This is a genomic window from Blautia sp. TF10-30 (genome assembly GCF_003481245.1).
GTDB lineage: Bacteria > Bacillota > Clostridia > Lachnospirales > Lachnospiraceae > Fusicatenibacter > Fusicatenibacter saccharivorans.
Window position 1 is genome coordinate 59,759 of record NZ_QUKM01000010.1, and the last position, 25,773, is coordinate 85,531.

General features: G+C 48.8%; 21 protein-coding genes and 1 riboswitch. Of the genes, 16 read left to right on the forward strand and 5 right to left on the reverse strand.

Going from position 1 to position 25,773, the window contains the following annotated elements; all coding sequences use genetic code 11:
• The first annotated feature begins 98 nt into the window (after positions 1-98).
• The 9 genes from DXD02_RS10340 (at position 99) to DXD02_RS10380 (ending at position 9,454) form a co-directional block, all read left to right on the forward strand.
• Complete coding sequence (locus tag DXD02_RS10340; RefSeq protein WP_119188878.1) at positions 99-1,409, forward strand: CapA family protein; 1,311 nt, start codon at positions 99-101, stop codon at positions 1,407-1,409.
• On the forward strand, positions 1,402-3,099 hold the full coding sequence (locus DXD02_RS10345; RefSeq protein WP_158554999.1) for a M20/M25/M40 family metallo-hydrolase: 1,698 nt from the start codon (positions 1,402-1,404) through the stop codon (positions 3,097-3,099). The genes DXD02_RS10340 and DXD02_RS10345 overlap by 8 nt, the downstream gene beginning before the upstream one ends.
• 72 nt (positions 3,100-3,171) lie before the next feature.
• Entirely contained in the window at positions 3,172-4,656 is a 1,485-nt protein-coding gene (locus DXD02_RS10350; RefSeq protein ID WP_117509913.1) for a C69 family dipeptidase, read from the forward strand.
• Between the two features lie 343 nt (positions 4,657-4,999).
• Positions 5,000-5,149 carry a 50S ribosomal protein L33 gene (gene rpmG, locus DXD02_RS10355; RefSeq protein WP_055219257.1) on the forward strand — a complete coding sequence of 50 codons (150 nt, stop codon included), beginning with the start codon at positions 5,000-5,002 and terminating at the stop codon, positions 5,147-5,149.
• A 21-nt stretch (positions 5,150-5,170) separates the two neighbouring features.
• On the forward strand, positions 5,171-5,371 hold the full coding sequence (gene secE, locus DXD02_RS10360) for a preprotein translocase subunit SecE (RefSeq protein ID WP_022463243.1): 201 nt from the start codon (positions 5,171-5,173) through the stop codon (positions 5,369-5,371).
• Between the two features lie 16 nt (positions 5,372-5,387).
• Positions 5,388-5,909, forward strand: coding sequence for a transcription termination/antitermination protein NusG (gene nusG, locus DXD02_RS10365; RefSeq protein ID WP_022463244.1), 522 nt, complete (start codon positions 5,388-5,390; stop codon positions 5,907-5,909).
• Between the two features lie 72 nt (positions 5,910-5,981).
• A complete protein-coding gene (rplK, locus tag DXD02_RS10370) occupies positions 5,982-6,407 on the forward strand; it encodes a 50S ribosomal protein L11 (protein WP_022463245.1) in 426 nt (141 codons plus the stop codon).
• Between the two features lie 79 nt (positions 6,408-6,486).
• The gene (gene rplA / locus DXD02_RS10375; protein ID WP_022463246.1) at positions 6,487-7,179 is read left to right on the forward strand and encodes a 50S ribosomal protein L1; all 693 of its coding nucleotides are present in this window, start codon (positions 6,487-6,489) and stop codon (positions 7,177-7,179) included.
• A gap of 274 nt (positions 7,180-7,453) precedes the next feature.
• On the forward strand, positions 7,454-9,454 hold the full coding sequence (locus DXD02_RS10380; RefSeq protein ID WP_117509912.1) for a glycoside hydrolase family 31 protein: 2,001 nt from the start codon (positions 7,454-7,456) through the stop codon (positions 9,452-9,454).
• 303 nt (positions 9,455-9,757) lie between these two features.
• On the opposite strand, the gene DXD02_RS10385 is transcribed toward DXD02_RS10380, so the two are convergent.
• The gene (locus tag DXD02_RS10385) at positions 9,758-10,678 is read right to left on the reverse strand and encodes an aldo/keto reductase (RefSeq protein ID WP_117509911.1); all 921 of its coding nucleotides are present in this window, start codon (positions 10,676-10,678) and stop codon (positions 9,758-9,760) included.
• A gap of 351 nt (positions 10,679-11,029) precedes the next feature.
• Here DXD02_RS10385 and DXD02_RS10390 point away from each other — a divergent pair, with 351 nt between their 5' ends.
• The gene (locus DXD02_RS10390) at positions 11,030-11,803 is read left to right on the forward strand and encodes an SGNH/GDSL hydrolase family protein (RefSeq protein ID WP_117509910.1); all 774 of its coding nucleotides are present in this window, start codon (positions 11,030-11,032) and stop codon (positions 11,801-11,803) included.
• A gap of 205 nt (positions 11,804-12,008) precedes the next feature.
• Here the strand turns inward: DXD02_RS10390 and DXD02_RS10395 are convergent, their stop codons facing one another.
• Positions 12,009-12,668 carry a TetR/AcrR family transcriptional regulator gene (locus DXD02_RS10395; RefSeq protein ID WP_117509909.1) on the reverse strand — a complete coding sequence of 220 codons (660 nt, stop codon included), beginning with the start codon at positions 12,666-12,668 and terminating at the stop codon, positions 12,009-12,011.
• A gap of 350 nt (positions 12,669-13,018) precedes the next feature.
• Here DXD02_RS10395 and DXD02_RS10400 point away from each other — a divergent pair, with 350 nt between their 5' ends.
• Positions 13,019-16,117 (forward strand): hypothetical protein, encoded by a 3,099-nt coding sequence (locus DXD02_RS10400; RefSeq protein ID WP_117509908.1) that lies wholly within the window; start codon positions 13,019-13,021, stop codon positions 16,115-16,117.
• Between the two features lie 362 nt (positions 16,118-16,479).
• Here DXD02_RS10400 and DXD02_RS10405 read toward each other — a convergent pair whose 3' ends face one another.
• Positions 16,480-17,412, reverse strand: a complete 933-nt coding sequence (locus DXD02_RS10405) for an AraC family transcriptional regulator (protein ID WP_117509907.1) — start codon at positions 17,410-17,412, stop codon at positions 16,480-16,482.
• A 189-nt stretch (positions 17,413-17,601) separates the two neighbouring features.
• Between DXD02_RS10405 and DXD02_RS10410 the strand changes: the two genes are divergently transcribed.
• A complete protein-coding gene (locus DXD02_RS10410) occupies positions 17,602-19,611 on the forward strand; it encodes a glycoside hydrolase family 127 protein (protein ID WP_117509906.1) in 2,010 nt (669 codons plus the stop codon).
• A gap of 152 nt (positions 19,612-19,763) precedes the next feature.
• Here the strand turns inward: DXD02_RS10410 and DXD02_RS10415 are convergent, their stop codons facing one another.
• Together DXD02_RS10415 and DXD02_RS10420 are read right to left on the reverse strand one after the other, a co-directional pair.
• Entirely contained in the window at positions 19,764-20,375 is a 612-nt protein-coding gene (locus DXD02_RS10415; RefSeq protein WP_022463255.1) for an ECF transporter S component, read from the reverse strand.
• Complete coding sequence (locus DXD02_RS10420; RefSeq protein WP_117509905.1) at positions 20,372-21,418, reverse strand: nucleoside hydrolase; 1,047 nt, start codon at positions 21,416-21,418, stop codon at positions 20,372-20,374. Before DXD02_RS10420 ends, DXD02_RS10415 begins: the two co-directional genes overlap by 4 nt.
• 28 nt (positions 21,419-21,446) lie before the next feature.
• Positions 21,447-21,491: riboswitch (PreQ1 riboswitch) on the reverse strand.
• A gap of 199 nt (positions 21,492-21,690) precedes the next feature.
• Between DXD02_RS10420 and DXD02_RS10425 the strand changes: the two genes are divergently transcribed.
• From DXD02_RS10425 to fusA, 4 genes are all read left to right on the forward strand, one after another.
• The gene (locus DXD02_RS10425; RefSeq protein WP_117802594.1) at positions 21,691-22,158 is read left to right on the forward strand and encodes a hypothetical protein; all 468 of its coding nucleotides are present in this window, start codon (positions 21,691-21,693) and stop codon (positions 22,156-22,158) included.
• Positions 22,159-22,566: 408 nt separating this feature from the next.
• The gene (rpsL, locus tag DXD02_RS10430; protein ID WP_118666819.1) at positions 22,567-22,983 is read left to right on the forward strand and encodes a 30S ribosomal protein S12; all 417 of its coding nucleotides are present in this window, start codon (positions 22,567-22,569) and stop codon (positions 22,981-22,983) included.
• A gap of 172 nt (positions 22,984-23,155) precedes the next feature.
• Positions 23,156-23,626 carry a 30S ribosomal protein S7 gene (rpsG, locus tag DXD02_RS10435; protein ID WP_022463259.1) on the forward strand — a complete coding sequence of 157 codons (471 nt, stop codon included), beginning with the start codon at positions 23,156-23,158 and terminating at the stop codon, positions 23,624-23,626.
• A 15-nt stretch (positions 23,627-23,641) separates the two neighbouring features.
• A complete protein-coding gene (gene fusA / locus DXD02_RS10440) occupies positions 23,642-25,759 on the forward strand; it encodes an elongation factor G (protein ID WP_117509903.1) in 2,118 nt (705 codons plus the stop codon).
• Positions 25,760-25,773 lie beyond the last annotated feature (14 nt).

A 25,773-nucleotide genomic window follows, 5' to 3' on the forward strand; every position in this document is an offset into this window, starting at 1 on the left:
CCGGGATGGGACTTTTGAACCGTTACGAAAAAATAAGAATGGATAAAGATGCGATTCTAAAAGCAGAGAGCAGGAATCGTTCGGGAGGCAAAAAAAGAATGAACAGAACAATAAGAGTATCGGCGGCGGGTGATATTCTGATTATGAAACGGCTTCTGCCGGGATATCAGGATGTTTTGCCGATTCGCGAATTTCTGATGCAGGGAGAGGTTCGGATGGCGAATCTGGAAACAACGATATCGGACGGCAGCTGTTACGCATCGGCGTATTCCGGCGGAACATGGCTGACTGCAGATGCGAAGTGTCTGGAAGATACCCTGCGTTACGGTTTTAATTTTCTTGGGATTTCGAATAATCATACGATGGATTATTCCTACGAAGGACTTGCATCTACGATCAGCGAACTGAAAAAAAAGGATGTGGCATATGCCGGAGCAGGCAAAAATCTTTACGAAGCATCGCGTCCTGCTATTCTGGACACAACAGCGGGACAGATTGCGGTGATTGATATCTGTTCTACCTTTGAAAATGCAGCCAGGGCGGGAAGCCAGACGGAACGGCAGCCTGGCAGGCCGGGCTTAAATCCGCTGCGCTTTTCGGAAAAATATACCATTACGGAGAAACATGCGCAGGATCTTGCAAAGATTGCAGAGGTGACCGGAATCAACGGACTGCGGGATCTGCACCGGCAGGAGGGATTTATCGCTCCGCTTCCCGAGGGTATCATGGAATTTGGCGGGAAAATGTTTGAAATCAGCAAGGACGGAACAGAGGGAAGAAGCTCCAGCCCGAATCCGATCGATGTGAAACGCACCGTCGATGCAATCCGGGAAGCGAAGATGACATGTGAGGCAGTCCTGGTTATGGTACATTCCCATGAAATCCGTAAGGACAATGACGAGGAAGCGGATTATTTTCTGGAGGAATTTGCACACGCCTGTATCGATGCGGGCGCCAGCGCGGTGATCGGGGGCGGAACGCATCAGCTGAAGGGAATCGAACTGTATCATGACTGTCCGATTTTCTACTGCCTCGGAAATTTTATTTTTGAAAATCAGTATGTACGCCTTCTGCCTGCGGACTACATGGAAAAATATGGTCTGAATATTCACACGGCAGCATCCATCGGAATCGCCAGGCGGCAGGAGCAGTCCTCACATTCCCTCTACGAAATTCCGGAGGTCTATCGGAGTGTGCTGCCGTATTTCGAGATCTGTCAGGGGAAATGCACACATTTGGAGCTTCTGCCGGTCGAGCTTGGTATGGACAGGGAAAACGCAGAAAAAAATATTCCGTACGTAGCAGACGAAAAAACAGCAGAAAAAATTGCAGAATATCTCACCCGCGTGAGCAAGAGATATGGAACAGAATGGGAATACAAAGAAGGAAGGATTGTACTTCATGCGTAAAAAATGGGAAATAGAAGAGGAATACCGAAACTTTTGCCGGAACAACAAAGAACTTGCGCTGCAGACGCTGCGGGAGCTGACACTGACCCCGACGGAAACGGGAAAAGAAGATCAGAGAATCGCATATTGCATGGAATGGATGAAACAGCAGGGCATGGAGTCGGTTCATACGGATGAGCTTGGAAATGTAATCTGGGAGTATCGGCCGGAACAGGAAAAGAAGGTTCTGTATACGGCGCATCTGGACACCGTGTTTTCGCTGGAGGAGCCGCTGGAGATCAAAGAAGACGGAATGATCTGGCGTTGTCCCGGCATCACAGACGATACCGTGAATGTTGTGATGCTTCTGATGGCGGCAAAATACGTTCATGAGACAGAGCCGGAGCTTCCATGCGGTCTGATTTTTGCAGCGGATCTTGGAGAAGAAGGGCTTGGCAATCTGTGCGGAGTTCGCGCGCTTGTCGACCATTATGAAAAAAATCTGTGCGGAATGGCAGCCTTTGATCTGTATCGGGATAAAATGTATCCCATCTGCATCGGGTCTGTCCGGTATCGGATTTCGGCAAAAACAAAGGGCGGTCATTCCTTCCTGAATTTCGGAAGAAAAAATGCTATTGCAGAGCTTGCGGGCCTGATCGGAGAGCTTTACCGTTTTCAGACGGATGCAGCATCTCATACAACATACAATGTGGGAAAAATAGAGGGAGGAACCTCTGTTAATACGATTGCGCAGGATGCCTCCATGCTGTTTGAATTCCGTTCGGAGGATTACAGGAGCCTGGAAGCCTGCGAAACATATCTGGAGGAGACCATAGCAGCACGCCAGAGTGAGGAGGTACAGTATTCCTGCAAGCTCGTCGGAAAGCGGCCGTGCGCAAGAGAAACCGATCCTGTCCAGATGGCACGTATGACGCGGTGCGCACAGAAAACGCTGAAGGCAGCCGATGGGGAAGAGGCGGTATGCTCTGAAGCATCCACAGACTGTAATATCCCATTGTCGCGGCATATTCCTGCTATCTGCGTCGGTTTCTGCCGGGGCGGGGGAGCGCATACCAGAGAAGAATGGCTCGATGCCGCCAGCGTAGAAGATGGCATGTGTGCAGCCGTAGCACTCGTATGCCGGCTTCCGTGGATGTGCTGCGAGAGCAGAGTCGTTGTAAGGGACGGGATAGAGGATCGAAAAGAGAAAGAGGAAATCCGGCAGCTGCTGGAGCTGTGCGATCAGGATTTCGTTCCGCCGCTTTCCCACCGCAACAGTACATCCCAGACGAACTGGGCCGAGACAGAAGAAAAGACGGATGGAATTGCAGAATATCTGGAGAATATCTGCAGTCAGCATGTGGTGCTGTGGAAGGAAGAGGGAGTCGTGCGGGCCTTTATGACCTGGAAGGATCACTTTAACTGTGAGAATCTGGAAGCATATCCGGATTCCTGCTATCTGACCACCCTCTGCGTCTGGCCGGATTACCGCGGACAGGGAATTTCGGAGGTAATGTATGCAGAAGCAGAAAAGGATATCGCAGCAAAATTTCCGGGAAGCCGGATTACTCTCCGTACCTGGTCCACGAACGGGGCCCAGGAGCATATCCTGGACAAGCTGGGATATAGTCTTGTCCGGCGGCTGAAGGATGACAGGGGAGAAGGAATTGATACGGTTTATTTTGTGAAAAAGGAAGAAAACGACAGATAACATGGTGCTTGCAAATCGCAGCTGAAGATGTCATAATCGGAAGCATAAGACAGCAAAAGGAGGGCTATAGCTATGCCTTGTACAACCATTTTAGTTGGAAAGAAAGCATCGTATGACGGTTCCACCATGATCGCGCGAAACGACGATTCTGGTGCAGGCCATTATACATCGAAAAAATTTGTAGTGATTCACCCGGAGGAGCAGCCGAGAACCTATAAAACCGAGATTTCTCATCTGACCATTGAGCTTCCGGACAATCCGATGCGGTACACTGCAGTGCCAAACGCAGAAAAAGGCGAGGGTGTCTGGGCGGCAAGCGGCGTGAATGCAGCGCAGGTCGGCATGACTGCGACCGAGACAATCACATCGAATCCGCGTGTGCTGGGTGCTGATCCGCTTGTCGTTTATCAGCCGGCGGAAGACGGAAAAGAAGAGGTTCCGGGCGGAATCGGCGAGGAGGACCTCGTTTATATTGTTCTTCCTTATATTAAAAGCGCCAGAGAAGGTGTCAAAAGACTTGGCAGCCTGCTGGAGCAGTACGGTACATACGAGATGAACGGCATTGCATTTCAGGACCACGATGAGATCTGGTGGCTGGAGACGATCGGCGGCCATCACTGGATGGCAGTGAAAGTGCCGGATGACCATTATGTGGCCATGCCGAACCAGCTTGGCATCGACCATTTTGATCTGGAGGATGCACTCGGCGAACAGAAGGAATATATGTGCTCAGCAGACTTGAAAGAATTTATTGAAACATATCATCTGGATCTTTCTATGGATGGAAATTTTAATCCGCGCGATGCCTTCGGAAGCCACGATGATTCCGATCACGTTTACAATACACCGCGTGCCTGGTTCATGGAGCGCTGTCTGAACCCGCACACGAAAAAATGGGACGGACCGGATGCCGATTACACACCGGTATCCGACGATATTCCGTGGATGATGGTTCCGGAGAAGAAGATCACCGTAGAGGATGTGAAATACGTACTGTCCTCCCACTATCAGGGAACACCGTACGACCCGTATGCCGCATACGGCGATAAATCGTGGAAGGGAGCATATCGCTCCATCGGTGTCAACCGGACCGATTTCCTTTCTGTCATCCAGATGCGCCCGGATCACAAAGGAGACAACGGCATTTTGCAGTGGATTGCATTTGCGTCAAATACATTCAATGTGCTGGTTCCGTTCTACACCGATGTGACGACAACACCGGAGTATCTTTCCAACACAACGGGAGAGGTTTCCACAGATAATTTCTACTGGGCAAGCCGCATGATAGCAGCAATGGCAGATGCGTCCTATAAGTCTTCTATCTTCCACATTGAACGGTATCAGGAAAAGGTGATGGCAAAAGGCCATGCACTGATCCATCAGTACGATGCGCTGCTTGCAGGGGAGACAGACGAAACAAAACAGACACAATTGAGAGAAGAAGCAAACAACAAAATGGCTGAAATGCTGAAAAAAGAGACGGGTGCAACACTGCACAAGGTACTCTTTGAACTCAGCAACCAGATGAAAAACGCGTATTCCAGATCGGATGCGTAAGGCTTTTTAAGGGAAAGAATAAGAGAATGGTTCTGCGCGCAGGAAAAATTGCGCGCAGAATCATTTCCTGTCCGGAACCGCCTCGAACAAACAGGGTGTTACAGTTCGCCGGACACCGGTGAACGATACGATCCTGATAAAAAATCTCAGCGTACTTTGGTGAATTTTGTTGACAACAGGCAGTTCCTGTGCTACAATAAACCAGCGACATGGAAGAAGGTCTTTTTTTTATGCCTGAAATTGCTGAAGTACGAGCAGCAAAAACAGGGCAGAAATGAAGAGACCGCCGCTGATCCGCAAGGATCACAAGCGATAACGCAAATACACAGTGGAGGTGGAAGTCGTGCGCGTAAAAATCACATTGGCATGTACTGAATGCAAACAGCGTAATTACAACATGACAAAAGAGAAAAAGAACCATCCTGAGAGAATGGAGACAAAGAAGTACTGCAGATTCTGCAAAAAGCACACAATGCACAAAGAAACCAAATAATCTTTGGTAAGAGGTGATCCAATGGCAGAAACTGAAAAAAAAGCATCCAAAAAGAGCTGGTTCAAGGGCTTGAAAGCAGAGTTCAGAAAAATCATCTGGGTTGACAACAAAACGCTGGGCAAGCAGACCGTTGCAGTCGTAGCGATCTCTGCAGTAACCTGCGGGTTAATCACCCTGGTTGACAGCGCTGTAATCGAGTTCGTCAATTTATTGATCAAATAAGGATAAAGGTGTCAGAATGTCAGAAGTAAACTGGTATGTAGTCCACACCTATTCGGGCTATGAAAACAAAGTAAAAGCCAATATTGAGAAAACAATTGAGAACCGTCATCTTGAGGATCAGATTTTGGAAGTACGTGTTCCTATGGAAGAAGTTGTTGAAGTCAAGAACGGAACCAAGAAACAGGTACTCCGGAAATTGTTTCCGGGCTACGTTCTGATCAACATGATCATGAACGACGATACCTGGTATGTTGTCCGCAATACCAGAGGTGTTACGGGCTTCGTAGGACCGGGATCCAAGCCGGTACCGCTTACGGATGAGGAAATGGTGAACCTTGGAATCACCGGTGGTGAGGAAAAGGTTGAGCTTGACCTTGAAGTCGGCGATGCAGTCGTTGTAACAGGCGGCGCATGGAAGGATACAACCGGACTGATTCAGAGTATCAACGATACAAAACAGATGGTTACCATCAATGTTGAGCTGTTCGGCCGCGAAACGCCGGTAGAAATAAGTTTCGCAGAAGTCAAGAAGATGTAAGAAATGCCCCAGGGGCGTTTCGTGGGAGGGAAATTCCCGCAATTACCACATTTATTTAGGAGGTGCCGTAAAATGGCAAAGAAAGTTACAGGATATATCAAATTACAGATTCCTGCTGGTAAAGCAACACCAGCACCACCGGTTGGACCTGCACTTGGACAGCACGGAGTAAACATCGTACAGTTTACCAAAGAGTTCAACGCAAGAACAGCAGATAAGGGAGACCTGATCATCCCTGTAGTTATCACTGTATATGCAGACAGAAGTTTCAGCTTCATAACCAAAACTCCTCCGGCAGCAGTTCTGCTTAAGAAAGCCTGCAACCTGAAATCTGGTTCCGGCGTTCCGAACAAAACGAAAGTTGCTACTATCTCTAAGGACAAAGTTCGTGAGATCGCAGAGATGAAGATGCCAGACCTGAATGCAGCAACTGTTGAGGCAGCTATGAGCATGATCGCAGGTACCGCAAGAAGTATGGGTATCGTTGTAGAGGACTAATTTAGAAGAAGAGTTTACATCTTCTCGTATTGACGTGGGAGGGAGATTCCCGCAACTACCACCAGGAGGTTATTAGACAATGAAACATGGTAAGAAATATTTAGAGGCTGCAAAAGCAGTTGATCGTAGCATTCAGTACGATCCGGCAGATGCTATTTCCACAGTTAAGAAATTAGCTACTGCTAAATTTGACGAGACAATCGAAGTTCACATCAAAACTGGTTGTGACGGACGTCACGCAGACCAGCAGATCCGTGGAGCAGTTGTTCTGCCGCACGGTACCGGAAAACAGGTTCGTGTCCTTGTTTTCGCTAAAGGCGCAAAAGCTGATGAGGCTGTTGCAGCAGGTGCAGAGTTCGTTGGAGCTGAGGAGCTGATCCCGAGAATCCAGAACGATGGCTGGTTTGATTACGACGTTGTTGTTGCTACACCGGATATGATGGGTGTTGTTGGTCGTCTGGGCCGTGTACTTGGACCGAAAGGTTTAATGCCAAACCCGAAGGCTGGTACCGTAACTATGGATGTTACCAAAGCCGTTAAAGAGATCAAAGCAGGTAAGATTGAGTATCGTCTTGACAAAACAAACATTATCCACGTGCCAATCGGAAAAGCTTCTTTTACTGAGGAGCAGTTAAGCGACAACTTCCAGACGCTGATCGGTGCAATCAACAAAGCAAAACCGGCTACTCTGAAGGGACAGTACCTGAAGAGCGTTACTCTGGCTCCTACTATGGGACCTGGAGTTAAGGTTAATACTTTGAAGCTTGCATAATAAATGAAATACTGAGAACCCCCGGGGCTGTAATGGCTCCGGGGGTTCTTTGCGTTGAAAAACGGACGCAGGGGAAAGGCGAATTCCGATTCCTTAAGAAAGAGCTTTATTTCAATGGGAAATAATTGAAAAAGATCAAAATAGTGTTAGAACATGAAAATTAAGATCAAGTATTCTGCCCGAAATGTTAGTATAATACTAAGTAGAAAGCAAACGAAAACAGCAGAGCCCGCGTGCGCTTATGGGGCGGCGGGGGATGGAAAGGGAGGTTTTTATGCAGTATTTTGAAAAACAGGGAAATGCGCTGATTTTCCGGCAGGATGGGGAGACGGTCCGAATGGAGCCGTGGCAGAAGGACAGTCTTCGGGTGAGAGGTACGCTTCTTTCGGAGATAGAAGAGGGAAGCATTGCACTGCTTGATCCGGAACCGGTGGAAGCGGAAATTGAGCTGGTGGATGAACTGAAAGCGACGATCAAAAACGGTAAAATCCAGGCGGTTCTCGAGCTTCAGCCGTGGGGACAGAAGCTGCGGATTACGTTCCTGAATCAGAAGGGCGAGGTGCTGCTCTCCGAGATCGCGAACGGCGGAGCGCTCTGCCTGCGCGCACACGATTACCGTGCATTGAAGGGCGGCGCTTATCAGCTGAAAGTATCCTTCGATTCCAACCCGGATGAGAAGATTTACGGTATGGGACAGTATCAGCAGGAGCGAATGAACCTGAAGGGATGCAACCTGGAACTGGCGCACCGCAATTCGCAGGCGAGCATTCCGTTTTATGTATCGAGCCTTGGCTACGGCTTCCTGTGGCACAATGCAGCAGTCGGTGAGGTTCATTTCGGAACAAACACAACGGAATGGCTGGCACGCACCACAAAGCAGCTCGACTACTGGGTAACCGCAGGTGATACCCCGGCGGAAATTGAAGAGCACTTTGCAGATGCCATTGGCAAAGTTCCGATGATGCCGGAGTACGGCCTTGGCTTCTGGCAGTGCAAACTGCGCTACTACAATCAGGAGCAGGTACTGAATGTGGCACGCGAGTACAAAAAACGCGGCATTCCGCTGGATGTCTTTGTCATCGACTATTATCACTGGCCAAGATGCGGTGATTATCGTTTTGATGAAGAATATTTCCCGGATCCGAAAGCAATGATCGACGAGCTGCATGAGATGGGCATCGAGACGATGGTTTCCATCTGGCCGCAGATCGACTGGAGAAGCGAGAATTACGAAGAAATGAAACAGCAGGGACTCCTCGTGAAGAGCAACGCAGGTGTTGATGTACAGATGCTGTTCCATGGAAATAATGTCTTCCTGGATGCAACAAATCCGAGAACAAGAAAGTATGTATGGGAGAAAGTAAAGAAAAATTATGCAGATCTCGGCATCCGCACCTTCTGGCTCGATGAGGCTGAACCGGAGTTTTCAACCTATGAGTACGAGTGCTACCGCTACGCCGCAGGCCCGGTGGAAGAGATCGGAAATATTTATCCAAGAGAGTATTCCCGTATGTTCTACGAGGGCCAGAAAGAGAGCGGCCAGGAGGATATCGTCAACCTCGTCCGCTGTGCATGGCTCGGAAGCCAGAAATACGGAGCCCTTGTGTGGTCCGGCGATATTTTCTCAACCTACGAGGACTTCCGCAAACAGATCTGCGCAGGCCTTCATATGGGATTGTGCGGCATTCCGTGGTGGACAACCGATATCGGCGGATTCCACGGCGGTGTGACCGAAGATCCGGACTTCCAGGAGCTGCTTGTGCGTTGGTTCCAGTTTGGTACCTTCTGCCCGGTTATGCGTATTCACGGAAACCGAAGACCGAGAGAAGAAATCATCAACAAGGCTGGCGAAGTGCGTGAGGGAACCGGAGCTGACAACGAGGTATGGAGCTTCGGAGAGAAAAATTATGAAATCCTGACAAAATTCATCGGTGTCCGCGAAAAAATGCGCGATTACACGAGAAGCCTGATGGCAGAAGCACACGAAAAAGGAACACCGGTCATGAGAACGATGTTCTATGAGTTCCCGGAAGATGCAGCATGCTGGGACATCTCCGATGCTTACATGTTCGGCTCCGACATCCTTGTAGCACCGATTGTCCGGCCAAAAGCAACGAGCCGTACCGTTTATCTGCCGGCCGGTGCGTCCTGGACGCTGGCAAATACCGGTGATGTTTATGAGGGCGGAAAAGCCTATGAAATTGAGGCGCCGATCGAAACACTGCCGATCTTCCTGCGCAACGGAAAACAGGGATATCTGGTGGGAGAGATCTGATTTAACCGAATCAAGTAAGTCACCTGCTTCGAGTACGAAAAGTAATAAGCAGTGGTTGGGGACTTGCCTGTATCAGGAGGAATGCAAGCTTCTTCTGATAAACTGCGGAGCAGTTATTTGGTTATGGGCAGGCAGCCAATGCGGATTGCAGATAGCTGCATGAAAAAAGAAAAGGAAAAGGGAAAAGCATTCCAGAAGATCGATAAGATCCAAAGGAATGCTTTTCCGATGTTATAAATCAATCACGGATCCGAAAATGGGATTTTAGCCTTGTTCCGCATATGGGCAGGCGGACAGAAAAACTTACGGAAGCGGATGGCCTGCCGCCAGATACAGCTCATACCATTCTTCCCGCGTCAGCGTAATAGCACATGCCGCGATAATCTCTTTCAGGCGGTTTTCACTTGCCGTACCTGTGACAAGCTGCATATTCGCCGGGTGGCGCAGAATCCACGCTGCCGCAATCGTGGTATCACTGACGCTGTATTTTTCGGCCAGTGCACAGATTTTCCGGTTCAGTTCCGGGTACTCGTCGCTTCCAAGAAAACATCCCTTCCATGATGGCATCTGGAACGGCGACCATGCCTGAAGCGTAATGTCGTGAAGACGGCAGTAATCCAGCAGACTTCCATCGTGATCGACAGAACCCGGAGTCTCCATGTTCACTTCCATGCCATTTGCAACAAGGTTGGAAACCGGAATGCTGAACTGTACCTGATTGGCAACGAGTGGCTGGCGGACATATTTCTGCAGCAGTGCAATCTGCATCGGCTTGTGGTTGGAAACACCGAAATGGCGGACCTTTCCGCTCTCAAACAGAACATCAAAGGCGGCAGCTACATCTTCTGGTTCTACGAGCGCATCCGGCCGGTGGAGCAGCAAAAGATCGAGGTAATCCGTCTGCAGACGTTTTAAAATACCATCGACAGATTCCAGGATGTGGTCTTTCGACAGATCATAGAAGCCCTGGCGGATGCCGCATTTGGACTGGAGAAAAATATCCTCCCGTTTCAGGGACGGATCGCCGGAAAATGCCTCACCGAACACAGTCTCGCTCATGCCGCCGCCGTAGATATCCGCGTGATCAAAGAAATATGCGCCCTGCTCCAGAGCGGAGTGGATAAAATGATTCATCTCGTCCTTCGATTTTTCGGAAAGCCGCATGCATCCGACTGCAATGGAAGGAACTTTTCGCAGGTGATTGCCTAAAATTGTTTCTTTCATAGTAGAATTTTCTCCTTTGCAATGCTTCTGTATTCGCAGAGGTTTTCGTAAAGCAGGCGTGGAAGGACTCTGGAAGTACAGAAAGAATAGTAATTACGTTGCTTTTAATATATCATTTAAGTGCACTTGAAAGTCAATGGTTTTTGAGGGAAAGAGAATAAAAAAATCGCCGGAATCGATCAGAATTCGACCAGAACACAGAAAATCCGTATTTTGTTAACAAAATCGGAACAAAATCGACAACAAAGTTTACTTGCATTTTCAGAAAAATGATGTAAGATAGGGGTATTCGAAAAAAAGATCCGACAGGATCTGTGAAGTGGTATTGAATCAGATAATGGAGGTTTTGCGATGGATGCAAAAATAATAGCCGGAATCCTGGCCGCGGGAGGCGCAGCCTTAGCTGTCGGCGGCATATATAGCATGAATAAGAAAACAGGTTATTTTAAAAAGGGAAATTCCGTCCGATACGATGTTTCCCGTATTCCGTTTAAAAAAACAAGTCCGTTAAAAGGAAAAACAGTTGTATTTTTGGGATCCTCCGTGACGAAGGGCTTTGCTGCCCACAACAATTCGTTTGCGGAGTACATAGCGAAGAAAGACAGCTGTACCTGCATCAAAGAAGCGGTCAACGGAACCACGCTGATTGATAATGGTGAGGATTCCTACATCGAGCGTATGCGCGACAGGCTTGATCCAAAGCAACAGGTGGATCTTTTTATCTGCCAGCTGTCCACTAACGATGCAACACGCAACAGCCCGCTCGGTGAAATTTCGGAATCCCGCGATCTGGAGAGCTTCGATGTCGAAACTGTCTGCGGCGCGATTGAGTATATCATTGCATATGCAAAAGAAACGTGGCATTGCCCGGTGATGTTCTATACGAATCCACAGTATGATTCCAAGCCGTACGCGAAGATGGTAGAGGCGCTTCTGAAAATTCAGGAAAAATGGCAGATCGGTGTGATCGATTTCTGGAATGACGAACAAATCAACCGTGTTTCCCCGGAAAAACGAAAACTGTATCTTCAGGATCCGATTCATCCGATGAAGGCCGGCTATGCCGAGTGGCTGGTGCCTGTGATGGAACAGCGGATTGGTGAATATCTGGAACAGCAGGTATAAGCAAAGAGGAAAATAAAAATACTTTCGTGGTTTCTTTTGAAAAGATTCCGCGAAAGTATTTTTTGATTTACAGGAAACTTCGTTGAATTTTCCTGTAAATTAAAAAAGCCCTCCGGGCAGGATCGCACTGCGGCGGAGTGGAATTATGTCGCCAAAGCGACCCGCCGCAGGCGGAGAATCCTGCCGTAGCAGGATTCTTTCTTTTCTACGAGAACAGTGAGGCGGGATCCGCGCCTGCATTTTCCGCGTTTTTTCGTTTCTTACGGATCCGGAACTGTTTGAAAATGCCACAGATGGCAGCGTAAAGCTCCGGTTTTAGTTCTTCAAGCGGAACCGGCTGCTGGTACAGGATAGCGTTGTAGCTTGTACCGCTTACAAGCTCCAGAATCATATAGAACATCAGCTCCGGTGAACGATACGTATATGCTGCATGAGAGAGCAGAGATTCATAGATAGTGTAGATGGCCGGCGTGTCGGCAAACGGAGCAAAGGTAAGAGAATTTTTGAAGAATCCCCAGCTCAGATGCTTGGAAATAAGCGTCACGAGGCTGTGGTTGGCGGCAAACTGGTCGAGGATATTGTCGGTGATAAAAAGCACCTGCTCTTCAAAATCATGGATATCCGGGTGGCGCAGCAGATCTGAGTAGGCGGCCTGAAATACCTGACTCGCCTTATGTGCAATCAGATGATTCCGAATATCGTACTTATCTTTGAAATAAAGATAGAAGGTACCTTTTGCAACGCCGGCGTTATTCACGATATCCGAAATGGATGTTTTACTGAAGCCGTTGTTGATAAAAAGTGAGAAAGCAGAGTCCAGAAGGGACTCACGTTTCATTTGTTTGTTGTTGTCAATTTTTCCCACAGAGAGTCTCCTTTCCTGAAAAATATCACATCATGTGTCATTTACTTAACTACAATTATAGTTAGAATACATGGAAACTGTCAAAGGGAAAATGACTAATTTTCTCATTTTTGTGACTATGCACGAAGAAAAAAATGACCGATCGTCAATTTTGTGCAGTATTTAATGTTGACTAAGAGTCATTTTTGCGTTATAACATTAGATGATTGAAAGGCATAGGAAAAACATCCTCGATCTGAGGGAAACAGTATCCCGCAGTATCTTACTCCGAGCGGGTTTTACTTCTCTTATGATCCTGGATTTCATCATAAAAAACCATTATAAAAACCACAGAAAGGAAGTTTATCACAATGAATAGAAACAGAAAACTGAGAAAACAGATGATGTCTGGTCTTGCTGTTGGTATGGCTGCTGTTATGGGAGCTGCTCCGGTTTATGCAGCGACAGGAGAGGACGCAGCGGTTTCCAAAGAAGAAACCGTATATGTAAATGCAAATGCAGACGGATCGGAAGATCAGATCACCGTATCCAACTGGCTGAAGAACGCAGGAACGGAAAAGAACCTGAAAGATGAGAGTGAACTGAAGGACATCAAAAACGTAAAGGGCGACGAGGAGTTCACCCAGAGCGGAAACGAGCTGACCTGGCAGACAGACGGCGAGGATATCTATTATCAGGGAACAACCACAAAAGAACCTCCGGTTTCCGTGAAGTTCACCTATTATCTGGACGGCAAGGAAATCAAACCGGATGACCTGGCCGGAAAGAGCGGAAAACTGAAAATCAAAGTTGACTATACAAACAACACAAAGACAACGGTTGACATCAATGGCAAGAAAGAGACGATGTACACCCCATTCGTCCTGATGACCGGAATGATTCTTCCGCAGGATACTTTCTCCAATGTCAAGATCGACAATGGTAAAGTCATTTCCGATGGAAGCAGAAACATCGTAATCGGATTTGGTATGCCGGGCCTGCAGGAAAGCCTGGGATTAAATTCCGATTCCCTTGAAGATCTGGTATCCGGTGACAGCGATTTCGAACTGCCGGAAAGCCTGGAGATCACTGCAGATGTGGAGAACTTCTCTCTGGATTCTACCTTCACCGTTGCACTTGACGATGTTCTCGACACCATCGATACCGACAACATCACCGGATACGATGATCTGAAGGATGCACTGAGTGATCTTGAGGATGCTGCAATGGAACTGGTTGACGGTTCCAAGGCACTCTCCGATGGTGTGGATACTTTAAAAGACAGCTACAAAGAGCTGGATGACGGTATCGGAACGTTAAAAGACGGCGCTGACGAGCTGAACAGCGGAGCCGGCACACTGGCAAGCGGAGCCGGCACACTGGCAAGCGGAGCATCGACTCTGGCAAACGGAACTTCTACTCTGAACAGCGGAGCTTCTACCTTAAACAGCGGAGCAGCTACCCTGTCCAACGGAGCATCCACCTTAAGCAGCGGAGCTTCTTCCCTGGCAAGCGGCGTAAACTCCTACACCGAGGGCGCTGATACCCTGAATAAAGCAATCCAGACGTATCTTGGAAAGAACGGTGTGCTGACTGGAAGCGTAACCGAGTATGTAAACGGTGTGAATAAAGTCGTTGCAGGCGTAAAACAGTACACCGACGGAACAACACAGCTGTCCGACGGCGTTGCTTCTTATGTAGCAGGCGAGAAACAGCTTGCAGCAGGCGCTGAGCAGCTTCAGCCTCTGGCAGACGGCCTGACCGAGGTAAACAGTGCAATCGCAACACTGAACGCAGCACTCGACGGAAAAGATGAGAATGATATTTTAGCAGGAGCAAAACAACTCTCCGAAGGACTGACCAGTTTGAACGAGCAGCTGCAGAGCACCGATGTACAGAGCCTTCTGACGATGGTAGACGGTATGACCAGCACCGGTTCTACCCTGATCTCCGAGACCGAGGCACTCTCCGGGGTTCTGAACACCACAATCGCAGGATCTGTCAACAGCATGATGACAAACGGCAACGAGCTGATGAGCCAGATGGATACGCTGTCCAAAGGACTTGAGAGCTACTTAAGCGGTCTGGAGGCACAGATCACGAATCAGGCAACGCAGATGGGAACCCAGATGGCAGCACAGGTTCAGGCATGGGCAGACGGAGCAGCAGCACAGCTGAACCAGGAAGCAACAGCAGCAGCACAGAGCGCAGCTGATACAGCAGCAAGCCAGGCATCCGCCGATGCAGCAAAACAGGCAAATGATCAGCTCTCTGCAGCAGCAGCTACACTGGATGCACAGATTTCCGCAGCTAAGAGCGCTGGAAATACAGAGCTTGCCGATTCCTTAAGTAAAGCAAGAAACCAGATCGGAAGTGTCAGCGTTTCCGCTTCCGCCGGAACCGTTTCGGTTACTCCGGTTACAGCTCCGCAGATTACCCTTCCGGAACTGAACTTCGAAATCGAGCGCCCGGATCTCTCCGGTCTTGCAGCAATGCAGCAGAAGATGAGCGACATCAAGAGCCGATACAGTGATCTGCAGAAGACGGTTGCAGCTCTGATGCCGCAGCTTGAGACCATGAAGAAACAGATGCAGACCATCACCGATAATAAAGCAGTTGTTGAGCAGAATCTTGGTGCAATGCAGAAACTGACCGCAGGTGTGGCACAGCTTGATGCAGGCGGAAGCACTCTGTACAAGGGCATCGATACTCTGTCCGCAGGTGTGAGCCAGCTGTACAGCAGCACAAATGAGAGTTTTGCAAAAGCAACAGCAGGCATCAATGCATTGAACGCAGGATTTACTCAGCTGAGTGCTTACAATGATACGCTGCTTTCCGGCGCAAGCCAGCTGAAAGCAAATGCACCGGCTCTGGTTGAGGGTGTTACGACTCTGCAGGGCGGCACGACACAGCTGACCGCAGGTCTTGGACAGCTGGGAAGCCAGTTAAGCGATGGATCTGCAAAACTTTCTGCAAACAGCGGAAGCTTAAGAAGCGGTGCTTCTCAGGTAGCAGGCGGAGCATCCCAGCTGGCAAGCGGAGCCTCCACACTGGCAAATGGAACTTCTTCCCTGGCAAGCGGAGCTTCTGAACTGAACAGCGGAGCTTCTACGCTGGCAAGCGGAGCATCTACGCTGGCGAGCGGAGCTTCTACACTGGCAAATGGAACTTCTTCTCTGGCAAGCGGAGCTTCTGATCTGAAATCGGGAAGCAGCAAGGTTGTTGATGGTATTGACGAGCTGTCCGATGGGGCGAAAGAACTGGCTGACGGTACGAAGAAGTTTGAAGAAGAGGGTACCAGCAAGCTGAAGAGTACCTTTGAGGATGATCTGGGAGATGTACTGGATCGGATTCAGGCGCTGAATTCGGATAAATGTGCTTATACTTCTTACAGTGGTAAGGCAAATGGAATGGATGGAAGCGTGAAATTTATTATCGAGACTGCAGCAATTGAAGCTGCGGAAGAGTAATGTGATTCCACGGTAGATTGTGAGGCCGCCTGCGGTCGGGATATTTTCCCCGACCGCAGGCGGCATTTACGTTAGGTGGGGTGCAAAAAGACAAAAAATAAGAACAGCCCGCGGATATGCGGGCTGCTCTTTCATAATGAGGGGGGAGATAGTTTTGAATGGTTCATCAACTATCTGAGATATAGTATAGTGAAGAAATGTGAGCAAAGTATGTCTATTTTCTAAAAGAAACAGTAAATTTCTAAAGAATAAGTGAATCCATCCATTGAGTAAATCACTTCCGTCCGCCAAAACGTAGATGGGTCCCCAGGCGCAGCGGAGCGTCCGCCCCCCGCGGTGCCTGGGGGTCGTATCCTCCCGTCCTATTCAAAAGAAAGTTTCCGGTTCCCATAACTCTTCCGGTACTGTCCCGGCGTCATCCCGGTGAGTTTTCGGAAAGCCGTGGAAAAATTATGCGCATCCTGAAATCCAACGTTATAGGCAATCTGAGAGACCGTGTGATTTGTGTCCGTCAGCTCGGCCATAGCGCTGTCCATTTTGGATTTCAGGATGAATTGTTTTAACGTCATCCCGGTGCCCTCGTGGAAGAGGGAGGAGAGGTATTTGTCGTTGTAGCCGAAATAACGGGCGAGTTCGGTGACTTTGAGGGACTCGCTGCTGTGGTACTGGATGTAGCTGATGATGTCCTGCAGGATCTGCGTCCGCTGCGTTTCGGAAGTGTAGGTGCGGTAGAAGGGACTCTGACAGTTGATTTCGCCGAGAACAGCGGCAGTCAGGCTGTTGTTGAGGAACGTGTTGTGGAAACGCAGGGAAGTGTCCTGGAGCTGCTTCATGAGGATGATGACGCGGTTCGGGGAGGAAAGCGTTCTCTGGAGCGGGATGCATAACGTTTCGGGGTAGTTGGATGGAAGCTGGGCGGGAGCGAGGTCCTCAAGGCGGTAGGAGGATGGCGGTGCAGCATGAAACTCATCCAGAACCGATCCGGCGGTCGGGTCAGAAGGAGCGACGATCGGTGCGGAGGGGATACCCGGGATAAAATGGAGCCAGTAGAAAGAGCAGCTTCCCTTTTTCGAGCCATGCTGATGGACGGTCGGCGGCAAAAGAAGATATTCGCCGGGGTGAACCTCGTAAGAGCGGCGTTCGTCCGCGATAAAAAGCGTTCCTTCCGTCACAACCATCAGTTCAAAATTGACGAGATTCCGTGTCAGGTGCATCCACTCCGGGGACGGGGACTGGAATTTGCCGCAGAGGTCGTAGGTAAAACAGGCGGCATCTGGAAATAAAACAGAGATCATATGACTTTTTCAAACCTTTTCAAACATTCTTATATTTTAAACGGAGGTCCGTTTTGCTAAAATAAAACTATAGAAAAACAGGAAAACAGCCGTCAAAAGAAGTGTAACGCTTCCCATCCCTGAAAGCAAGGAAAATATCTTTTTCAAACCAGGAGGCGGCGGAAGACAACGAAAAAGGAGACCGAAAAAATGGATCAGAAAAACTTCAGCAAACCATTATCCCTGGCAAAAGTCCAGGTTACTGATGCATTCTGGAAAAAAGAGATGGAGCTTGTCCGCACCGAAGTAATTCCGTATCAGTGGAATGCCTTAAATGACAATGTTCCGGGAGCAGCACCGAGCTTCTGTATGCGGAACTACCGCCGCGCCGGTGAAGTTGAAAAAGAGCGGAAAGCAAAAGGAGACAAATTTGTTCAGATCAAATACCCTCTGGATACTTTTGAGACACTGCCGAAGGATGGCAAAATGGACGGAAGATTTTATGGCTTCCTGTTCCAGGATACCGATTTTACCAAATGGGTGGAGGCAGTTGCGTACTCCCTGACACAGCATCCCGATCCGGAGCTGGAAAAAACGGCAGATGAAGCAATTGAAGCTGTCTGCGCAGCACAGAGAGAAGACGGATACCTCGATACCTACTATCTGATCAACGATCAGGATATGATTTTTACAAACCTTAAGGACAACCATGAGCTGTACTGCTTCGGTCATCTGACGGAAGGCGCCGTAGCCTATTATCAGGCGACCGGAAAAGACCGTCTCTTAAAAGCAGCAGAGCGTTTCGCGGACTTTATTGCCGGCAAACTCGGTCACGGCGAGGGGAAAAAAGCAGGTTATCCTGGTCACGAAATTGCAGAGATGGCTCTGATGCGTCTCTATGATCTGACCGGCGAGCAGAAGTATCTCGATCTTGCAAAATACTTCATCGACGAGCGCGGAACAAAACCATACTATTACGATATCGAGCGCGGTCTGACCTGCCCGGAGGGCGAGGAACGATATAGCTACAATCAGGCAAACCGCCCGGTGCGTCAGCAGGATGAGGTGCAGGGGCACTCCGTACGCGCCGTATATCTCTATTCCGGCATGGCGGATGTGGCAAGGGCAACGCAGGATGAGAGCCTGCTGAAAGCCTGTGAAACTCTCTGGAACAACATGGTGCATCAGAAAATGTACGTCACCGGCGGAATCGGTGCCACTCATATAGGAGAGGCATTCTCTTTCAACTATGACCTGCCAAACGATACCGCTTACGCAGAGACCTGTGCATCCATCGGTCTTGTGTTCTTTGCTCGCCGCATGCTGGAGATTCAGGCAAAAGCAGAGTACGCGGATGTGATGGAATTAGCCCTCTACAATGGCGTTCTCTCCGGAATGGCGCTCGACGGAAAGAGCTTCTTCTATGTCAATCCGCTGGAGGTACTGCCGGAGGCATGCCACAAGGATGAGCGGAAATTCCATGTAAAACCGATCCGCCAGAAATGGTTCGGCTGTGCCTGCTGCCCTCCGAACCTGGCAAGAACGGTAAGCTCAGTTGCATCTTACGCATACACGGAAAACGACACAACCCTGTTTGTCCACTTGTACATGGGTGGAACAGTGGAAGGAGAAAAAGTAAAAGCATCCATCACTTCCGAATTCCCGTGGGACGGCCATGTTTCCGTGACCTGCGAGAGCGATACCAAAGAGCCGTACACCTTTGCATTCCGCATCCCGGGATGGTGTGCTTCTTATGAAAAAGAGATTCCAAAAGGCGCAGAATTGGAAGAAAAAGACGGGTATCTGTATGTGACAAAAGTATGGGCGAAGGGTGAGACGATCCGCCTGAACTTCCCGATGGAAATCCAGTTTTTGGCATCCAATCCGCTTGTACGCGAGGACGCCGGCCGTGTTGCCGTAAAACGAGGACCGGTTGTTTACTGTATGGAAGAAGCAGACAACGGAAAGAATCTGCATTTGACAAAACTCTGTGTGAATGGTGAAAAAACCGCAGAAGCAGCCGATGAGCTGGGCGAGCACTTTGTGAGCGTAACGGCCGAGGGACGTCGCATGAAGCTGGGCGATGCGGAAAAACAGCCGTTGTATCATCTGTATCAGAAAGAGGAAGAGGAAAAGACGAAACTGAAGCTGATTCCATATTATATGTGGAACAACCGAGGTGAGGGCGAAATGCAGGTATGGATCCGCGCATGTGAATGATTTTATTAAAGAAGAAATAAAAAACTCCGGAAAAGGGATGGCTCCTGATGCAGCCTCCCCTTTTTTCCGGAGTTCTTGTTATGCCAAAATATGAGAATCCTGCAAAAAAGAAAGTGAATTTTTTGCAGGATTCTTTGTGCTATTGGTACAGATTATTTTCTGCTTCTCATAGAAAGACTGCCGAAAGCAGAAGAAACGGCGGGCAGAATCACGAGGACGACTGCAAGGACAATCATTCGATCCACAAAGTCTGTCATGGCCTGTACAACGCAGACAGAGAGAGTCAGATTCATACCGAGGCTGTGAAGCAGCTGCACCAGCACAGTGGAGCCGGAGGAAGTAATTCCACCGAAAACAACCGCGGTGATTGTGGAACTTACCACAGTACCCGGAAGTGAGATCACAAGTGCTGCCGGAAACAGCTTCCAGCCCATGGAGCGGAGGGAAAGACTCTCGCTGCGGGATCCTGCCGTATGGGACGGGCGGAGTCTGCGGAATACAAGGCCGGCAACGAGACCGATGACAAGCTGCACCGGAATATAGTAAAACGCATAGACATCACTCGTCATGCCGGAAATGAGTCCGGAGATCAGTCCCGGAACGAGGCCTGCAGCAGGTCCGAACAGAGCGGCTGCCAGAACTGTTCCGATGGAGTCCAGATAAACCGGAAGACGCAGCAGCAGAGCAATGGTACCGCCGAGAATATTGATGACACCGCAGAGCGCGAGTGTCGTGAGTTTTAACGTACGGTTAGTATTCATCATGCCTCGCCTCCCTTCTGAAACATCGTCTCATGTGGGAAGACCGGCGGTGCGGTGAGAATCTGGTCGAGAACCGGTGCGGATTCCTCCTGCGGCACGCCGAGAACGCGCTCAAAGAACATCAGGAAGAAACGGCGCACATCGACCTGCGTCAGAATGTGGCTGTTCGGTGCTTTCTGATAAAAATTCATGGCATCCACAACCGTCTGTCCGATGCAGAGGCCTCCGGTTTCTACCTGCGTATACGCATCAAAACCGCTGCAGAGCGACGGATCCACAAGATAAGCGGCCGCGAGCGGATCGTTGATCACGCATCCGATGACCTTTTCCTGTTTCCAGTGGAAATCAAAGTAGAAGCGCGTCAGCTCCTCAATGCGGGTTCCGACTCCTGGATTTACGCATTTCATATATTCCACAAGATTCGGCGTCAGGACAATTTTTCGTGTGACATCCAGCCCGATCATATGAAGCTTTTTGCCTGCAAGCTGCGGCAGCTCGGAAAACGCGCGGAATACTTCGGCTGCGGCATCCGGGTCGCACCAGTAATTGTACTCGGCAACCGGGGAGCAGTTTCCATGGCTCTTATAGCTTCCGCCCATGGAGACAAGAGCCGTCAGGTTTGTCAGGCACTCCGGTGCGCGGGAGATGACTTTTGCAAGGTTCGTCATCGGTCCGAGGGCAAGAATGGTAACATCAGGGGTTGTTTTTAAGGTTTCGATCAGGAAAGAAACAGCGTCCTTGTTTGGCGTAAGGCCTTCGGCATCCGGCCAGCCCGATTCGCCGAGACCGTCCATGCCGTGGGTGTCCATCGCGTCCACGTAGTCGCGGACCAGAGGCGTCTCCTCGCCGACATAAACCGGGACATCTGGTTTTCCAATCATAGAAAGAATTTTGAGGGCATTTTTAGCGCCCATAGAAGCGGGTACATTTCCGCTGACTGTGGTGATGCCGACAAGATCCAGCTCTTTCGAAGCCGCGGCAAGCATCAGGGCGAGAGAATCGTCGATGCCCGGATCACAGTCGATGATCAGTTTTCTTGCATTCATTTTCCAATCTCCTTTGATGAAAATTTTGAGATACTTGGTTTTTTATACTGGGAAGTTCACGAACCAGTCCGGACACCCGTAAAAAGGCGGGAAAATCCGATTATATAAATGCACGGGAATGAGTATAGCACAGATTCAAAAAAGAATCCAGCAAAAAGAATCGAGTAAAAAGAATTCAGTAAAAACAAGCCTTGCCTGTTGGAGAAAAATCGAGTATGGTATATAAGCGTAGAACAAATGAGAATATATGAGAATATATGGGAGATAAAAGCATGGCAGATGGATTTTTAGCACCAACGGGAAGATTCTATCCCAAAACAGAAAATTTTCATGCGCAGACCGCGCGGGCAATTCTAGGCCCGGAAGGTCAGACGGACGAGCCGATTCAGGAGCTTTTGCGCCGGGGATATATTTTATTTGTGGGCTTCCACAAACCAGGTGAACCGGAAAATCTCCATGCCGATATGGATTATGTGCTCGGCGGACCGGGACACCCGGCGACAGAAGGACAGAAGGCATGGATTGCGGAACATGTAGAGGAGTTGTCGGGAAAACAGCAGTTTGACATCAACAACGATGAGATAACCTTTCAAAGATTCTACATCAGCAACATCCGTATGTTTCCCTGGTGCAGGGGCTGCGCAGAGGAAAAAGCGCGCGAGCTCTGGGGAAATGCACAGAGTGAGGAAAAACCAAAACGGTGTGATGCGTGCCCGGGCTTTCGAGACCGTCCGCTTTAGAGTATGTCTGAAAAATCATTTCCGCAAACAGCCGGTTTCGTTTTTGTATCGCTGAAGCGACCCGCCGCAGCCGGTGAAGTCTGAAAGCCTGCAAAGCAGGATTCTTTCGTGTACACGTTCTGACGAAAAAAATGTCAGAAAATAATTGGATGAGAATATAATAGGAAGAAAAAACACTTTTATATAGTAATGCAGCAATGGGGAAAATCCGCAAAAAGCCGCGTGAACACGCGATTTTTACGAATTTTCCCCTTGACTTTTGATAGGACAGACGATATAATAAACGAGCGTGCGTAAAAGACGGTTTCTTTTGGCGCGCAAAAAGCTGCAAAGCATTTATGTTGAACAAAAGCAGCCGTATGAAACCCCGTGGGACACACGGAGAAATCTATCAGGAGGTGAAATGGAATGCCAACATTCAACCAGTTAGTAAGAAAAGGCCGTGAGACTTCCGTAAAGAAATCTACCGCGCCGGCACTGCAGAAAAGCTACAATTCTCTGAGAAAGAAATCCACAGATATGTCTTCTCCTCAGAAGAGAGGTGTGTGCACAGCTGTTAAAACTGCTACACCGAAAAAACCTAACTCAGCTCTTCGTAAAATCGCCAGAGTTCGTCTTTCCAACGGAATCGAAGTAACAAGTTACATCCCAGGAGAAGGCCACAACCTTCAGGAGCACAGCGTTGTTCTGATCCGTGGAGGAAGAGTTAAGGACCTGCCAGGTACCAGATACCACATCATCCGTGGTACCCTTGATACTGCAGGTGTTGCTAACAGAAAACAGTCCCGTTCTAAATACGGTGCTAAGAGACCGAAAAAGAAATAATTAAGTAAAACGAGTTCGAGATATATCTAGTATCACAAAAAGCGAAATGTTGTGCGTTATTCCATAAATCCCCACGGCTGCGGATTTATAGAGAAGTTACACGCGCGGACATACTGCAAATAAGTGTGAGTACCGATGATTTAATCGAATGATGGTTAAGGAGGGAAGTAACGTGCCACGTAAAGGACATACTCAGAAAAGAGATGTTTTAGCAGATCCGTTATACAATAACAAAGTGGTAACCAAGCTGATCAACAACATCATGCTGGATGGTAAGAGAGGCGTTGCCCAGAAAATCGTATACGGTGCATTTGCTAAAGTAGAAGAAAAAGCTGGAAAACCAGCAATCGAAGTATTTGAAGAAGCAATGAACAATATCATGCCGGTTCTTGAAGTAAAAGCAAGACGTATCGGTGGTGCTACTTATCAGGTGCCGATCGAGGTAAGACCGGACAGACGTCAGGCTCTTGGCCTTCGCTGGCTGACCGCTTATTCTCGTAAGAGAGGCGAGCGTACCATGGAAGACAGACTGGCAAACGAGATTCTGGATGCATCTAACAACACAGGTGCTTCTGTGAAGAAGAAAGAAGAAGTTCATAAGATGGCAGAGGCTAACAAGGCATTTGCTCACTACAGATTCTAAGAGGAGGAAAATCCGTTGGCTGGAAGAGAATATCCATTAGAGAGAACCAGAAACATTGGTATTATGGCCCACATCGATGCAGGTAAAACAACCCTGACCGAGCGTATCCTGTACTATACCGGTGTTAACTACAAGATTGGTGATACTCACGAAGGAACTGCTACCATGGACTGGATGGAACAGGAGCAGGAACGTGGTATCACAATTACTTCAGCTGCTACAACCTGCCACTGGACTCTGGAAGAGAACTGCAAGCCGAAACCGGGCGCTCTTGAGCACCGTATCAACATCATTGATACCCCAGGCCACGTTGACTTTACCGTAGAGGTAGAGCGTTCTCTTCGTGTACTGGACGGCGCTGTCGGCGTGTTCTGTGCAAAAGGTGGTGTAGAGCCTCAGTCTGAGAACGTATGGCGTCAGGCTGATACCTACAACGTACCGCGTATGGCATTCATCAACAAGATGGACATCCTTGGTGCTGACTTCTACAATGCTGTAGATCAGATCAAGACCAGACTTGGTAAAAATGCTATCTGCCTTCAGCTTCCAATTGGTAAGGAAGATGAGTTCAAGGGAATTATCGATCTGTTCGAGATGAAAGCTTACATCTACAACGACGATAAGGGTGATGATATCTCCATCACTGATATTCCGGAAGATATGAAAGACGACGCTGAGCTGTATCATACAGAACTGATCGAAAAGATCTGCGAGCTGGATGATGAGCTGATGATGCGTTATCTGGATGATGATATCCCGTCTGTTGACGAGATGAAAGCAGTTCTGCGTAAAGCTACCTGCGAGTGTACAGCTGTACCGGTATGCTGCGGTTCTGCATACAGAAACAAAGGTGTTCAGAAACTTCTGGACGCTATCCTTGAGTACATGCCGGCTCCGACCGATATCCCGCCAATCGAGGGTACCGATCTGGACGGAAACCCGATCGTAAGACATTCTTCCGATGACGAGCCGTTCTCCGCACTGGCATTCAAGATTATGACAGACCCATTCGTTGGTAAACTGGCATACTTCCGTGTGTACTCCGGTACTATGAACTCCGGTTCTTACGTACTGAATGCAACAAAAGATAAAAAAGAGCGTGTTGGACGTATCCTTCAGATGCATGCAAACAAACGTATGGAGCTGGATAAAGTTTACTCCGGTGACATCGCAGCTGCAATCGGATTCAAGTTCACCACCACAGGTGATACCATCTGCGACGAGCAGCATCCGGTAATCCTTGAGTCTATGGAGTTCCCGGAGCCGGTTATCGAGCTGGCTATCGAGCCTAAGACAAAAGCAGGCCAGGGCAAACTGGGCGAGTCCCTTGCAAAACTGGCTGAGGAGGATCCGACCTTCCGTGCACACACCAATCAGGAAACTGGTCAGACCATTATCGCTGGTATGGGTGAGCTGCATCTGGAAATCATCGTTGACCGTCTGCTTCGTGAGTTCAAAGTAGAGGCTAACGTAGGTGCTCCGCAGGTTGCATACAAAGAGACCATTACCAAACCGGCAGACATCGACAGCAAATATGCAAAACAGTCTGGTGGACGTGGACAGTATGGTCACTGTAAAGTTAAATTCGAGCCTATGGATGCAAACGGCGAAGAGATTTACAAATTCGAGTCTACCGTTGTCGGTGGAGCTATTCCGAAAGAGTATATCCCGGCTGTAGGCGAAGGTATCGAAGAGGCTATGAAAGCCGGTATCCTGGGAGGATTCCCGGTAGTTGGCGTTCATGCAAATGTATACGACGGATCTTATCATGAGGTCGACTCTTCTGAGATGGCATTCCACATCGCCGGTTCTCTGGCATTCAAGGAAGCTATGCAGAAGGGAGCTCCGGTTCTTCTTGAGCCTATCATGAAAGTCGAAGTTTCCACTCCGGAAGATTACATGGGTGATGTTATCGGTGATATCAACTCCCGTCGTGGTCGTATCGAGGGTATGGATGACATCGGCGGCGGAAAGATGATCCGTGGATTCGTACCGCTGGCTGAAATGTTCGGTTACGCAACAGACCTTCGTTCGAAAACTCAGGGACGTGGTAACTACTCCATGTTCTTTGATAAATACGAGCAGGTTCCGAAAAACGTACAGGAAAAAGTTCTGTCTGCAAAAGCAAAATAATTTGAGAAAACGTA

Excerpts from the sequence above, each read along its gene's own strand:
- DXD02_RS10390 (WP_117509910.1), top strand. The coding sequence starts at position 11,030 with ATGGATGCAAAAATAATAGCCGGAATCCTGGCCGCGGGAGGCGCAGCC.
- DXD02_RS10415 (WP_022463255.1), bottom strand. The coding sequence starts at position 20,375 with ATGATGAATACTAACCGTACGTTAAAACTCACGACACTCGCGCTCTGC.
- DXD02_RS10345 (WP_158554999.1), top strand. The coding sequence starts at position 1,402 with ATGCGTAAAAAATGGGAAATAGAAGAGGAATACCGAAACTTTTGCCGG.
- nusG (WP_022463244.1), top strand. The coding sequence starts at position 5,388 with ATGTCAGAAGTAAACTGGTATGTAGTCCACACCTATTCGGGCTATGAA.
- DXD02_RS10410 (WP_117509906.1), top strand. The coding sequence starts at position 17,602 with ATGGATCAGAAAAACTTCAGCAAACCATTATCCCTGGCAAAAGTCCAG.
- rpsL (WP_118666819.1), top strand. The coding sequence starts at position 22,567 with ATGCCAACATTCAACCAGTTAGTAAGAAAAGGCCGTGAGACTTCCGTA.
- DXD02_RS10425 (WP_117802594.1), top strand. The coding sequence starts at position 21,691 with ATGGCAGATGGATTTTTAGCACCAACGGGAAGATTCTATCCCAAAACA.
- rplK (WP_022463245.1), top strand. The coding sequence starts at position 5,982 with ATGGCAAAGAAAGTTACAGGATATATCAAATTACAGATTCCTGCTGGT.
- DXD02_RS10340 (WP_119188878.1), top strand. The coding sequence starts at position 99 with ATGAACAGAACAATAAGAGTATCGGCGGCGGGTGATATTCTGATTATG.
- DXD02_RS10405 (WP_117509907.1), bottom strand. The coding sequence starts at position 17,412 with ATGATCTCTGTTTTATTTCCAGATGCCGCCTGTTTTACCTACGACCTC.
- DXD02_RS10385 (WP_117509911.1), bottom strand. The coding sequence starts at position 10,678 with ATGAAAGAAACAATTTTAGGCAATCACCTGCGAAAAGTTCCTTCCATT.
- DXD02_RS10380 (WP_117509912.1), top strand. The coding sequence starts at position 7,454 with ATGCAGTATTTTGAAAAACAGGGAAATGCGCTGATTTTCCGGCAGGAT.
- secE (WP_022463243.1), top strand. The coding sequence starts at position 5,171 with ATGGCAGAAACTGAAAAAAAAGCATCCAAAAAGAGCTGGTTCAAGGGC.
- rplA (WP_022463246.1), top strand. The coding sequence starts at position 6,487 with ATGAAACATGGTAAGAAATATTTAGAGGCTGCAAAAGCAGTTGATCGT.
- DXD02_RS10350 (WP_117509913.1), top strand. The coding sequence starts at position 3,172 with ATGCCTTGTACAACCATTTTAGTTGGAAAGAAAGCATCGTATGACGGT.
- DXD02_RS10400 (WP_117509908.1), top strand. The coding sequence starts at position 13,019 with ATGAATAGAAACAGAAAACTGAGAAAACAGATGATGTCTGGTCTTGCT.
- DXD02_RS10420 (WP_117509905.1), bottom strand. The coding sequence starts at position 21,418 with ATGAATGCAAGAAAACTGATCATCGACTGTGATCCGGGCATCGACGAT.